This window comes from Caballeronia concitans (assembly GCF_001544615.1).
GTDB classification, from domain to species: Bacteria; Pseudomonadota; Gammaproteobacteria; order Burkholderiales; family Burkholderiaceae; genus Caballeronia; species Caballeronia concitans.
This window is the reverse complement of sequence record NZ_FCNV02000008.1, coordinates 1-12101: the sequence shown is the minus strand read 5'-3', so window position 1 is coordinate 12101 and position 12101 is coordinate 1. Positions and strand designations below refer to the sequence as shown.

Sequence of the window (12101 nt, the reverse complement as noted above, 5' to 3'; positions counted from 1 at the left end):
TGGCGTGCTACATTCCGAGCGCCTTTGCGTCGCTCTGCGCGGTGCGCGACTGCTCGCGGCCCTGATCTGCAGTCAAGCGACGCATCGTTCGTCGGGGGCTCGGCGCCCACAAAAACATCATTCGCACAGGGATCTCGGCATGGAAATGGTCGGCGGAACGCGGCTCGCCAAACTCTTCAGCAACCAACAGACGGAACTGCTGACGGAATGGATCACGCAACAGCACGCCATCGCGGCGCGGCGCGGGCTCGTCGGCGAAGCGGAACTGCGCAATCAGTTCGCGCAATTCGTCTCGCTGCTCGTCGCGGCGCTGGGAGCGTCTGATCGCGTCGACTTCAAGAAAGCCGAATGGCAGGAAGTGCGCGCGTTTCTCGCGGATATGTCCGGCCAGCGCGCGCGTCAGGGCTTCTCGCCGGTCGAAACGGCGATGTTCGTGTTCTCGCTGAAGCAGCCGCTCGTTGCTCGCCTTCGCGAAGAACTGGTCAACGACGCCGCCGCGCTCGCCGATCTAACCTGGACCATCAGCGCACTGTTCGACGAACTCGGCCTGTACACCACCGAAGTGTTCCAGGCGAGCCGTGAGCAAGTGATCGTGCGTCAGCAACAAGAGTTGCTCGAACTGTCCACGCCTGTCGTGCAACTGTGGGACGGCATTCTCGCGCTGCCGCTGATCGGCACGCTGGATTCGGCGCGCACGCAAGTGGTCATGGAGAACCTGCTGCAGAAGATCGTCGAGACCGGCGCGGCCATCTCGATCATCGACATCACCGGCGTGCCGACCGTCGATACGCTCGTCGCGCAGCATCTTCTGAAGACGGTCGCGGCGGCGCGGCTGATGGGCGCGGACTGCATCATCAGCGGCATTCGTCCGCAGATCGCGCAGACCATCGTGCATCTGGGCGTGAACCTGCAAAACGTGACGACCAAGGCGACGCTCGCGGCCGCGTTCGTCGTCGCGTTGCAGCGCACGGGCAAGTCGGTGACGCTGGCTGGGGCGCACGAAGGCGCGGCGCGCCACGGTGCGGCCGGCGGCATGCACGATTCGTCGCTGCCGGAATGACGGCGCGCGGATTCTTCAACAGCATGCAACGCGACTGAACAGGGCCACGTGATGGAACGCATTCCGATTCTCAGGATGGGCAAGCTCTTGCTCGTCACCATTCAGGTGGACATGCACGACCGCCTCGCGCTCGCGCTGCAGGACGATCTGACGGGCCGCATCGTGAAGGACGGCGCGACCGGCGTGCTGATCGACATTTCATCGCTCGATGTGGTCGATTCCTTCATCGGCCGCATGATCGGCAACACGGCGGCGATGGCGCGCGTGCTCGATGCGCAGACGGTCGTCGTCGGCATGCAGCCTTCGGTCGCGATCACGCTCGTCGAGCTCGGGCTCACGCTGTCGGGCGTGCGCACGGCGCTCAACGTCGAAAAGGGCATGGCGCTCCTCACCGGGAGCAGCGCGGCCTGACGGCTGCTGTGAACCAGCCCATGATGACCTTTCAACCCTCGGCAGCGCAGTTTGCCTCGCCACCATCCGACACGCTGCCCATCCGCAACGACGAGCAGATCGTGCGGCTGCGCCAGTTCGTGCGCGAAAAGGCGGTGGCGCAGGGCCTGTCGCTCATCGATCAGACGAAGTTCGTGACGGCGGCGAGCGAGCTGGCACGCAACACGCTCATTTACGGCGGCGGCGGCGACGTGCATTGCACGATCGTCGAACGCAATGGCCGCCGCGGCCTCAAGCTCGAATTCGTCGATAACGGCCCCGGCATTCCCGACATCGCCCGCGCGCTCTCGGACGGCTTCACCTCGGGCAGCGGCCTGGGACTGGGCTTGGGCGGCGCGAAACGCCTGTGCGACGAGTTCGACATCCGCTCGGCGCCCGGCGAGGGCACGCACGTCTCGATCACCAAATGGAAACCGTTTTGAAGGAATCAATGGCGGCGCAGCAGCGGTACGAGATCGCCGAGGCGAGCCAGATTGCCTTCGCGCGACGCTCGATCGGCGAACTGGCGCGCGGCCTCCGTTTCAACGAGACGGTCGCGGGCCAGCTCGCGATCGTCGTCACCGAATGCGGCACCAATCTGCTCAAGCACGCGGGCAGTGGCGAGCTGCTCGTGCGTCCGCTTCTGGACGGCTCGCAGCGATGCGGCATCGAAATGCTGTGCATCGATCGCGGGCCGGGCATTCAGGATCTTTACCGCTCTTTCGAGGACGGCTATACCACGGCCGGCAGCCCCGGCAACGGCATGGGCGCCATCCGCCGCCTGTCTTCCGAGCTCGATGTCTGGAGCGTGCCCGGACAAGGCACCGTGATGCGCATCGTGTGCTGGAGCAGCGCGGGCGCGGCATCCACGAACGATGCGGGCGTGACGTACGGCGTCGTGAATCTGCCGCTTCAGACCGAAACCGTATCGGGCGATGCCTGGTCCTGCCATTTCGGCGACGATGACTTCACCGTGCTCGTCGCCGACGGTCTCGGCCACGGGCCGCTCGCCAACGTCGCCGCGATCGAGGCGGCGCGCGTGCTCGGCACGCACGGCGACGCGCCGCTCGAACGCATCATGGACGTGGCCAACGAAGCGCTGCGTCCGACGCGCGGCGCGGCGGTCGGCATCGCGCGCATGCCGGCGGGCGCGGCGGCAGCGGGCGCGGACGGGAAGGTCGCGTTCACGGGCATCGGCAATATCGCGGCGAGCGTGTGGACGCACAGTTCGCACCGGCATCTGGTGTCGCATAGCGGCATCGTCGGGCATGCGGCGCGGCGCGTGCAGCAGTTCGACGTGCCGTATTCGCGCGATTCGCTCGTCGTCCTGCATTCGGACGGACTCGGCTCGCGCTGGGACCTCGAACGTTATCCGGGCCTGAGCACGCGGCATCCGGCGCTCGTTGCCGCAGTGCTGTACCGCGATTCTTCGCGCGGCCGCGACGACGTGACCGTGTTCGTCGCACGCGCGGCCGGAGCTGCATGATGGCGCGTCCGCTCTACTCGATGGAGATCGACGACGAGCGCGATATCGTCGCCGCCCGGCGCAAGGCGCGCGATGCCAGCGCCGCGCTCGGCTTCTCGACGCAGGACCAGACGCGTATTTCCACGTCCGTGCTCGAAGCGGCGCGCACGGTGCTCTCGGCGGGGCCGCGCGCGCGTGCGGATTTTTTGCTCGACGACGCGATGTATCCGCCGCGCTTCGTCGTGCGATTTCTCGCCGGCGCGGGCGCGGGCGAACGTCTGCGCGCGATGAAGAGCGACGCATCGCAAGCCGCGCTCGGCCTGCTCGCCGCGCAACGTCTGATGGATCAGTGCGCGATCGCCGACGATCCCGACGGCGGCACGTCCATCTCGCTCGCGAAGGCGCTGCCCGAAAGCGTGTCGCTCGATGCGAACGCCGCGCAGTCCATCGCCGCGACGCTCACGCGCCAGAACACTGAGGATTCGACCGCCGAACTCGCGCGGCAGAACCGCGAACTGATCGGCGCGCTCGCCGATCTGCGCGAACGCCAGGAAGAATTGACGCGCCTCACGCGCGAACTCGAAGACACGAATCGCGGCGTCGTCGCGCTGTACGCGGAACTCGACGCCCGCGCGGATCATCTGCGTCGCGCGGATGAATCGAAGTCGCGGTTCCTGTCGAACATGAGCCACGAATTCCGCACGCCGCTTTCGTCGATCCGCGCGCTCTCGAAGCTGCTGCTGGAACGCATCGACGGCGATCTCACGGAAGAGCAGGAAAAGCAGGTGCGCTTCATTCGCAAGGCGGCGGAAGACCTGTCCGAAACGGTCGATGACCTGCTCGATCTCGCGAAGATCGAAGCGGGCAAGATCGAAGTCCGCGCGGCCGAATTCGAAGTCGATACGCTCTTTTCCGCGCTGCGCGGCATGCTGCGGCCGCTCACGCCGGGCAACGCCGTCGAACTGATATTCGAGTCCTGCGAAGGCCTGCCGCCCATTCGCACCGACGAAGCCAAGGTCGCGCAAGTGCTGCGCAATTTCGTGTCGAACGCGCTGAAGTTCACGGAGCGCGGCGAAGTGCGCGTGTCCGCGCATTACGACGAAGCGCGCCGGCTCATCACGTTCTCGGTGAAGGACACGGGCATCGGCATTGCGCCGGAACATCAGCAAGTGGTATTCGAGGAATTCGGCCAGGTCGAGAACCGGCTTCAACAATATGTGAAAGGCACGGGCCTCGGCTTGCCGCTGTGCCGCAAGCTCTGCAAGCTGCTGGGCGGCGATGTGTCGCTCGAAAGCGAGGCCGGGCGCGGCTCGACCTTCAACGCGACGATTCCCGCTTTCTACGGCGTCTCCGAAGCCGAGCACGCCGCCGCCCACGGCGAGGCGGTGCCGGCGGTGCTGCTCGTCGCGAGCAATCCGATCGAACGGCTCGATTGCGAAGCGGCGTTGCGGCAATCGCCGTATCGGACGATCAGCGCCGCCACGCTCGACGAAGCGAGCCGCGCGCTGTCGCGTACGCCGCCCGCCGCGCTGCTGCTCGCCGTGCGGCCCGCGCCGTCCGAAGCGTGGATCTGGCTCGCGGCGCTGCGCGCGCAGGCGGCCACGCGCAATATTCCTGTCGTCGTGCTGGGCGAGCCGGAAGACCGCGATGAAGCCCAGGCGCTCGGCGCGGCCGCATTCGTGCAAAAGCCGGTTTCCGGCGGGGAATTGGCGGGCGTGCTGGATATGGTGTCGGGCAGAATGAACGGTGCCCTTCGCGGCGACGGAACGACATCATGAAAAGCGACTGGAGCGAGGTGCTGATTCTCAACGTCGATGACAACGACGGCGCGCGTTATGCGAAAACGCGTATCTTGTCGCGCGCGGGTTTCAACGTGATCGAAGCGGGAACCGGTACCGCCGCGCTGGAGCGGGTGCGCGCGGAATCGCCGGATCTGGTGCTGCTCGACGTGAAGCTGCCCGATATCAACGGCCTCGAAGTGTGCCGCCAGATCAAGGCGTCGCCGGAGACGGCGAGCACGCTGGTGCTGCAGACGTCGGCGGCGGCGGTGCATAGCCTCGACCGCATTCGCGGTCTGGAAGGCGGCGCGGACAGTTATCTGACGGAGCCGGTCGAACCCGCCGAACTCATCGCGCACGTGCGCGCGCTGTTGCGCGTGCGGCTAGCGGAAAGCGCGCTGCGCGAAAGCGAAGAGCGCTTCCGGCAGCTCGCCGAGAATATCGACGACGTATTCTGGATGCTCGATCCCGCCGCGAATCAATTGCTCTACGTGAGTCCCGCCTACGCGCGCCTGTGGGATTCCGGCGAAGGCGCGCCCGCGCCGCGTCCGGGTCCGGATCACTGGTCCGGCGACATTCATCCGCTGGACCGCGAGCATGTGGCGGCGGCGTATCGGCAATTGCTGACGAGCGGCGCGCCGTATCAGGTCGAATACCGCATCGCGCGGGCGCACGGCGGGCCGCTCTGGGTGGCGGAGCGCGCGTCGCAGGTGCGCGGCGCGGATGGCCGGCCCGTGCGTATCGCGGGCGTCGTCAACGATATCTCCGAGCGCAAGGCCGCCGAAATGCTGCTGCGCGACGCCGATCGCCGCAAGGACGAATTCCTCGCGATGCTCGCGCACGAGTTGCGCAATCCGCTCGCGCCGATCCGCAATGCCGTCGATCTGCTCGACCCGCAGCGCGCGCCGTCCGCGCAGCACTTCGCGACGGTGCGCACGATCATCGACCGGCAAGTGCGGCACTTGAGCCGCCTCGTCGACGATCTGCTCGATGTCGCGCGCATCACGCAGGGCAAGATCACGCTGCGGCAGGAAGCGGTGGATGTCGCGGCGGCGGTCGAAGCGGCTATCGAAACCGCGCAGCCCGCGCTGGAGCGCAAGCGTCACAAGCTCACGACACGGCTCGCGGACGCGCCGCTCTATATCGTCGGCGATAGCGTGCGCATTGCGCAGGTGTTCGGCAATCTGCTGTCGAATGCGTCGAAGTACAGCATCGAGGAAGGCGAGATCGCGATCGAGACCGCGCAGTTCGGCGACGAAGTGCGCATCACGGTGCGCGACAACGGCATCGGCATCGCGCCGGACATGCTGCCGCATATCTTCGATCTTTTCGTGCAGTCCGAGACATCGCTCGAACGGTCGGAGGGCGGGCTCGGCATCGGCTTGCCGCTCGCGAAGACGCTCGTCGAATTGCAGGGCGGGCGCATCGAGGCGTATTCGGCGGGGCCGCAGCACGGCAGCGAGTTCGTCGTGTGGCTGCCGCTCGCGAAGGAGCCGCGGCCCGAGTCGCATCCCGTCGATGAAGCGCCGCGCGTGACAGGCGGCAAGCGCGTATTGCTCGTCGATGACAGCGTCGATGCGGCCACCGCGATGGCGCTGCTTCTCGAAGCCGATGGCTTCGATGTGCGCACCGCGCATGACGGGGCGGAGGCGCTCGATATCGCCGAGGCGTTCCTTCCGCAGATCGTGCTGCTCGATATCGGCTTGCCCGGCATGGACGGCTTCCGGCTGGCCGCCGAAATGCGCGCGCGCCCCGCAACCGCCGATGCATTGCTGATCGCCGTGACCGGATACGGCCAGGCGCATGATCGCCAGCGTTCGAAGGAAGCGGGCTTCGATCATCATCTCGTGAAGCCGGTCGCGTTCGCGGAAATTCAGCGCGCGGTACAGGGCCGCTTCGCCGAGTAAGCCGCGCGCTCATTCAATCATTCAAGCGCTCTTTTTCGATGCCGCCAAGCGACTGAAACAGCGCAGCTGTATCGCTGAGACGGCTCGCATGCGCAAGCGCGCGGTCGAGTTGCGTTTGCAGCGCTTGCCTTTGCGTATCGAGTAGATCGAAGCGGCTCACGCCACCCGCGGCATGACGCGCGTGGACCGTATCGAGATTCGCTTGCGCCTCGTCAGCCGCGATATCGCGCAACGCCACCGCATGTGCGTCGTTTTGCAACGCGGTCAATGCATCCGCCACTTGCTGAAGCGCATCGAGCACGGTTTGCCGATACGCGCTCGTCGCGGCATCGTAGGCCGCTTCAGCGGAACGCTTTCTCGCACGCAATTCGCCACCGCGAAAAAGCGGCTGCGTCAGATTGAGGCCGACGTTCCACACATTCAGCTTGTCGAGCATGTCGTGAATGCTCGTGCGTTGCGAACCCACGCCCGCCGATAACGAGAGCTTCGGATAAAGATCCGCCGTCGCCACGCCGACGTTCGCGCTCGCCTGATGCAGCAACGCCTCCGACGCGCGAATGTCGGGGCGTTCGCGCGCGAGCGTCGATGGCAACGTGAGCGGCACGTCGTCCGGCGCGCGCAGTGCATCGAGCGTGAGCGCGTCGAAGTCCGCTTTCGATGGCTCGACGCCCAGGAGAATCGCGAGCCGATGATCGGCTGCATCGCGCTGAGTGACGAGCGATGGCAAGCTCGCGCGCGTCTGTTCGAGGAGCGTGCGCTGGCTCCGAACATCGAAGCGTGCCACGCCGCCCGCATTCAGCCGCGCTTCCATGATGGCGAGCTGCTGCGCCTGTGCATCGGCGATGCTTTGCGTCAGCGTGATCTGCTGCTGCAATGAAGCGCGACGGATCGCCGTGGAAACGACGTTGCCCGCTATCGACAAACGCGCCGCATCGAGTTCGAACGATTGATAGTCCACTTGCGCGCGCAATGCTTCGAGCGCGCGACGATCGCCGCCGAAGACATCGAGCGTATAGGACACGCTCACCGATGCATCGTATAGCGTGAACGGGCCGGGGCTCGGCACCGGAACGCCGAACGCGGCGGGGTCCACTTTCTGACGCGAGGCGGAGAACGAGGCATCGACAGCAGGGAAGTACGTGGCGCCCGCTTGCGCCTGATAGTCCTCGCGCGCTTGCGTCAGCCGCGCGCGAGCCTGGCCGAGCGTCGGACTGTTATGCAACGCCTGATCGACGAGACCGTTCAACGTATCCGAGCCGAACTGCTTCCACCATTGCGGCAGCGCGTGATCGGCAACGGCTTGGGCTTGCGACGTGCTTCGCGTGTAAGACTGTGTATCGGGCGGGGCGGGCGCATGAAAATCCGGGCCGACGGTGCAGCCGCCGAGCATCAGCACGCAAATGGCTGCGAGGGGTTTCATTTGCGCGCCTCCTAATCGAGCGTGCGCCGGTAGAAGCGCAGCGCAATGCACATGACGATCAGCGTGAAGAGGACCATCGGCCACACCGAAGGCCATAGATCGGCCCAGCCGTTGCCCTTCAGAAGAATGCCGCGAATGAGACGGTTGAAGTACGTGAGCGGCAGAAGATTGCCGATGAATTGCGCCCACTTCGGCATGCCCGCGAAAGGGAACATGAAGCCCGAAAGCAGAATGTTCGGCAGGAAATAGAAGAACGTGAGCTGCATCGCCTGAAGCTGGTTCTGTGCAAGCGACGACAGCGTGATGCCCACCGTCAGGTTGGCCGCGATAAAGAGCAGCGCCGAAAGATAGATGGCGATCGGATTGCCGGCCAACGGCACATGGAAGACGAAGTGCGTGGCGAGAAGAATGATCGTCGCCTGTATCAAACCGATGAACACGTAAGGCACGATCTTGCCCGTCATCACTTCGATGGGGCGCACGGGTGTCGCAAGGAGATTCTCCATCGTGCCGCGTTCGCGTTCGCGCGTGATCGCGAGGCCGGTCATCATCACGAGCGTCATCGTCAGGATCACGCCCATGAGGCCGGGCACGACGTTATATTGCGTGATGCCTTCAGGGTTGTAGAGATGATGCACCTGCACGTCGAACGCGGGAGGCTTGCCGGCGAGTCTTGCGAGCGGGCCGGTGATGTCCTTCGACTCGACCGATGCAACGAGGCCGCTCAATGCGCTGGTCGCGCGGCTGACCGCGGTGGGATCGGTCGCGTCGGCTTCGACGAGCAACGCGGGGCGTTCGCCACGCAAGAGCCGGCGTGAAAAATCCGTCGGTATGTTCAGCACGAAAAGCACGCGGCCTTGCGCGAGTGCGCGCCGGCCGGCTTCGTCGTCCGGAAGCGTTTCGACGATATCGAAGTACTCGGAGTTGCGCATCGCCGCGATGAAGCTGCGCGAGAACGTGCTGTTTTCGCCCGCGATGATCGCAGTCGGCAAGTGCTTCGGATCGGTGTTGATCGCATAGCCGAAGAGCGCGAGTTGAATGATCGGCAAGCCGACGATCATCGCGAACGTGATGCGGTCGCGCCGCAATTGCAGGAACTCCTTGAGCACGATGCTCCACCAGCGCGTCACCGAGAAACGCACGCGAGCGCTCATGAACTCACCTTGAAGTTATCGGTGGAGCGGCTCATCAAATAGATGAACACGTCTTCGAGGCCCGTGTCGATTTGCTCGGCGCGTAGCGCGCTGTCTTTCGTCGCATCGTACACGGCGCGTTCGAGTGCTGCGTGATCGCTGCCGCTGACATGCAGCGCCGATCCGAAGACCACGGTTTGATCGACGCCTGGCGTCTTGCGCAAGCGTCCCGACAATGCGCTCAGACGTTCGCCGTGGATGCTCCATGTCGCAAGCCCTTGCGATGCGATCACTTCGTTCGCGGTGCCTTGGGCAAGGAGCTTTCCATAGGCGATGTACGCGAGCTTGTGACATCGCTCGGCTTCATCCATGTAGTGCGTGCTCACGAGCACCGAGATGCCGTTCGCCGCGAGCCGATGCAACTCTTCCCAGAAATCACGACGCGCGGTGGGATCGACGCCGGCGGTGGGTTCATCGAGCAGCAGCAGCTTCGGCTCGTGCAGCATGCACGCAGCCAGCGCGAGGCGTTGCTTCCAGCCGCCCGAAAGCGATCCCGTCAATTGATTCGCGCGGCTTTGCAGGCCGAGCGCTTCGAGCGAACGATCCACCACTTCGCGACGATTCGCCATCTGATAGATGCGCGCCACGAAGTCGAGATTCTGGCGGATCGTCAGGTCCTCCCAATACGAGAAGCGCTGCGTCATATAGCCGACGTTGCGCTTGATCTCTTCGCTCTCGCGCACGATGTCGTAGCCGAGGCATGTGCCGCTGCCGGAATCGGGCGTGAGCAGACCGCACATGAGGCGGATCGATGTGGTCTTGCCGCTTCCGTTCGGACCCAGGAAGCCGAAGATTTCGCCGCGCGCGACTTGCAGCGAGACATCGTTGACGACGTGCTTGTCGCCGAAGTGCTTGTTGAGCTTGCGTACGTCGATGACGTATTGCGTCCGATGCGCGTCGATCGGCTCGTTCATTGCAGGCTCACCGCGACAGGTTGGCCAGGATGAAGCTTGCGCGCATCCGATGCGTTCGCATGCGCCTCGATCATGAACACGAGCTTCGCACGGCTCTCGTTGCTATAGATGATGGGCGGCGTGTACTCCGCCTGCTGCGAGATATACGTGATTTTCGCGGGAATATCGGCGGTGCAGCCGTCGCAATGAATCGAGACCGCGCGTCCCGTCGCCAGCGTGCCCACCGTGCGTTCCGGCACGAAGAAGCGCACCTTGATGTTTTCAGGCGGCAACATCTGCACGACCGGACTGCCCGCCTGAACCCATTCGCCGCGACGAAAGAGCGTGTCGTAGACGAGGCCATCGGCGGGAGCGGCAACACGCTTCTGATCCAGCTTCCATTGCGCCTGTGCGACGACGGCCTGCGCGGCCGCGACTTGTGCGCGCTGCGCCGCGATTTGCTGCGGACGTCCCGGCAGGCGCGCGATATCGACCTGCTCGCTCAGGTCGCGTACCTGTGCGGCGGTGGCGTCCGCATTGGCGCGCGAGTCGTCGAGTTGTCCCTTCGAAATGCCGCCCGCGCTGAATTGCGCTTCGTCGCGATTCAGTTGCAGCGCGGCCTTGCGTGCGTTCGCGCGGGCCTGCGCGAGCTGCGCACGAACCGATGCGACCTCGGGCGCGCGCTTGCCCGTCAAGATGTCTTCGAGTTGCGATTGCGCGGCGGCGAGCTGGCGCTTCGCCTGATCGAGCGCGGCGGCTTCATCGTCGGATTCGAGCGCGAACACGGGCGTTGCCGCCTTGATCGTTTGTCCACGCGCGACGGGCAAGTCGATCAGCTTGCCCGATTGCGAAGCACCGAGATAAACGAATTCGCCTTCGACATAACCCTGAAAGGCGTTGGAGTCTTGCCGCGAACATGCCGCGAGCAGTGTCGCGACGAGAAGACATGAACAGAGTGGAACGCGAAGAATGCGGGGCATCGCTCGCTCCCTGATCCGGTTGACAATTGTTGGTTGGTCTACCAAACGGTACGTGAGCCTCGGCAAGCGTGTCAAGTGCAGTGTGTCGTTGCGTCGCGATGATGGGAATAGATCGCGATGTCCTCGGGTTAACCAATCGAAGCCTCAACGCTTGAAACCTGGGTCGGGGAAATCGGGGGTGCATTGGGCCATCGTCCCTGCGCTCGATGAGGCGAGTGGATCGCACGCGGTCCGGGTCAACCTATCGTGGGAGTCTGTACATCATGAATACCATCGCCAAACTCGTTGTGTCGGTCGCTGCGGTCATCGCGCCTACTTTTGCTTTCGCGCAGGGCAATAGCGCGCCGGTCACGCGTGCGCAGGTGCGGGCAGAACTCGTGCAACTGGAGCGGGCCGGATATTCGGCGGCGTCGGGAGACAACGCGGCGTATCCTGCCGATATCCAGGCCGCCGAAGCCAAGGTCGCCGCGCAGCAATACGCGGATGGAGCGAATCAGTCATACGGCGGCGCGCGTTCGGGCGCGACGGGTTCGGGGATGACGCAGCGGGGTTCGTGGTCCGCATCGGATTGCGTGGGACCCGCTGGCTTTTGCGTTCCATACTTCGGAAATTAAGCGATTGCGTTGTGCAGTGTCGGATCGTGGGGCGTTCGGGTCATCATCGAATCGGTGAGGTTGCCGGGTGCCTCCTTATTAAGCAGCGGACACGAGTCGAAAATAAATCGCAGAGAGGGGTTGACCTGTTGCCTCTCGCCAGACATAATCTCGTTCTCTGCTGCTGATGCAGCAAACGCCAGACGGAAGCGGCGCTGAGCAAGACGCTCGGTGCGGTGAGGTGGGTAAGTCAGGCGATGTGCTCTTTAAAAACTAACAGCCGATAAGTGTGGGCGCTTGATGGCGAGTGCGGCCGGTTCTTCGGAATTGGCAATAGCAAAAGTAATCAAGAGTCTCACACGAAGTATTAAGAGGAAGGTTTA

The 12101-nt window shown here is 64.4% G+C and carries 11 protein-coding genes; 7 read left to right on the top strand and 4 right to left on the bottom strand.

Annotated features, from left to right (window positions below; translation table 11 throughout):
• Positions 1–139: 139 nt before the first annotated feature.
• The 6 genes from AWB72_RS18090 to AWB72_RS18065 are packed head-to-tail and all read left to right on the top strand — an operon-like array spanning position 140 to position 6639.
• Positions 140–1060 (top strand): STAS domain-containing protein, encoded by a 921-nt coding sequence (locus tag AWB72_RS18090; protein WP_052449872.1) that lies wholly within the window; start codon positions 140–142, stop codon positions 1058–1060.
• Between the two features lie 51 nt (positions 1061–1111).
• Positions 1112–1471 (top strand): STAS domain-containing protein, encoded by a 360-nt coding sequence (locus AWB72_RS18085; RefSeq protein WP_040050542.1) that lies wholly within the window; start codon positions 1112–1114, stop codon positions 1469–1471.
• A gap of 20 nt (positions 1472–1491) precedes the next feature.
• The gene (locus tag AWB72_RS18080; protein ID WP_040050541.1) at positions 1492–1932 is read left to right on the top strand and encodes an anti-sigma regulatory factor; all 441 of its coding nucleotides are present in this window, start codon (positions 1492–1494) and stop codon (positions 1930–1932) included.
• Complete coding sequence (locus AWB72_RS18075; protein ID WP_040050540.1) at positions 1917–2975, top strand: ATP-binding SpoIIE family protein phosphatase; 1059 nt, start codon at positions 1917–1919, stop codon at positions 2973–2975. Before AWB72_RS18080 ends, AWB72_RS18075 begins: the two co-directional genes overlap by 16 nt.
• Complete coding sequence (locus AWB72_RS18070; protein ID WP_244285675.1) at positions 2972–4732, top strand: ATP-binding response regulator; 1761 nt, start codon at positions 2972–2974, stop codon at positions 4730–4732. The genes AWB72_RS18075 and AWB72_RS18070 overlap by 4 nt, the downstream gene beginning before the upstream one ends.
• Positions 4729–6639, top strand: coding sequence for a hybrid sensor histidine kinase/response regulator (locus AWB72_RS18065; RefSeq protein WP_087128422.1), 1911 nt, complete (start codon positions 4729–4731; stop codon positions 6637–6639). The genes AWB72_RS18070 and AWB72_RS18065 overlap by 4 nt, the downstream gene beginning before the upstream one ends.
• A 13-nt stretch (positions 6640–6652) precedes the next feature.
• Here the strand turns inward: AWB72_RS18065 and AWB72_RS18060 are convergent, their stop codons facing one another.
• From AWB72_RS18060 to AWB72_RS18045, 4 genes are read right to left on the bottom strand one after another with little or no spacing between them, the layout of a single operon-like run.
• Positions 6653–8059, bottom strand: coding sequence for an efflux transporter outer membrane subunit (locus AWB72_RS18060; RefSeq protein WP_040050538.1), 1407 nt, complete (start codon positions 8057–8059; stop codon positions 6653–6655).
• 11 nt (positions 8060–8070) lie between these two features.
• A complete protein-coding gene (locus AWB72_RS18055; protein ID WP_040050537.1) occupies positions 8071–9213 on the bottom strand; it encodes an ABC transporter permease in 1143 nt (380 codons plus the stop codon).
• Positions 9210–10166: an ABC transporter ATP-binding protein gene (locus tag AWB72_RS18050; RefSeq protein ID WP_052449870.1), complete on the bottom strand. Its 957-nt coding sequence runs from the start codon at positions 10164–10166 to the stop codon at positions 9210–9212. The genes AWB72_RS18055 and AWB72_RS18050 overlap by 4 nt, the downstream gene beginning before the upstream one ends.
• A complete protein-coding gene (locus AWB72_RS18045) occupies positions 10163–11125 on the bottom strand; it encodes an HlyD family secretion protein (RefSeq protein WP_040050536.1) in 963 nt (320 codons plus the stop codon). Before AWB72_RS18045 ends, AWB72_RS18050 begins: the two co-directional genes overlap by 4 nt.
• Before the next feature lie 263 nt (positions 11126–11388).
• Between AWB72_RS18045 and AWB72_RS18040 the strand changes: the two genes are divergently transcribed.
• The gene (locus AWB72_RS18040; protein ID WP_040050535.1) at positions 11389–11739 is read left to right on the top strand and encodes a DUF4148 domain-containing protein; all 351 of its coding nucleotides are present in this window, start codon (positions 11389–11391) and stop codon (positions 11737–11739) included.
• The last annotated feature ends 362 nt before the right edge of the window (positions 11740–12101 follow it).

Bases quoted from the DNA above. Each gene is read 5' to 3' on its own strand.
- AWB72_RS18050 (WP_052449870.1), bottom strand. From the start codon at position 10,166: ATGAACGAGCCGATCGACGCGCATCGGACGCAATACGTCATCGACGTA.
- AWB72_RS18090 (WP_052449872.1), top strand. From the start codon at position 140: ATGGAAATGGTCGGCGGAACGCGGCTCGCCAAACTCTTCAGCAACCAA.
- AWB72_RS18055 (WP_040050537.1), bottom strand. From the start codon at position 9,213: ATGAGCGCTCGCGTGCGTTTCTCGGTGACGCGCTGGTGGAGCATCGTG.
- AWB72_RS18065 (WP_087128422.1), top strand. From the start codon at position 4,729: ATGAAAAGCGACTGGAGCGAGGTGCTGATTCTCAACGTCGATGACAAC.
- AWB72_RS18045 (WP_040050536.1), bottom strand. From the start codon at position 11,125: ATGCCCCGCATTCTTCGCGTTCCACTCTGTTCATGTCTTCTCGTCGCG.
- AWB72_RS18080 (WP_040050541.1), top strand. From the start codon at position 1,492: ATGATGACCTTTCAACCCTCGGCAGCGCAGTTTGCCTCGCCACCATCC.
- AWB72_RS18085 (WP_040050542.1), top strand. From the start codon at position 1,112: ATGGAACGCATTCCGATTCTCAGGATGGGCAAGCTCTTGCTCGTCACC.
- AWB72_RS18075 (WP_040050540.1), top strand. From the start codon at position 1,917: ATGGAAACCGTTTTGAAGGAATCAATGGCGGCGCAGCAGCGGTACGAG.
- AWB72_RS18060 (WP_040050538.1), bottom strand. From the start codon at position 8,059: ATGAAACCCCTCGCAGCCATTTGCGTGCTGATGCTCGGCGGCTGCACC.
- AWB72_RS18040 (WP_040050535.1), top strand. From the start codon at position 11,389: ATGAATACCATCGCCAAACTCGTTGTGTCGGTCGCTGCGGTCATCGCG.
- AWB72_RS18070 (WP_244285675.1), top strand. From the start codon at position 2,972: ATGATGGCGCGTCCGCTCTACTCGATGGAGATCGACGACGAGCGCGAT.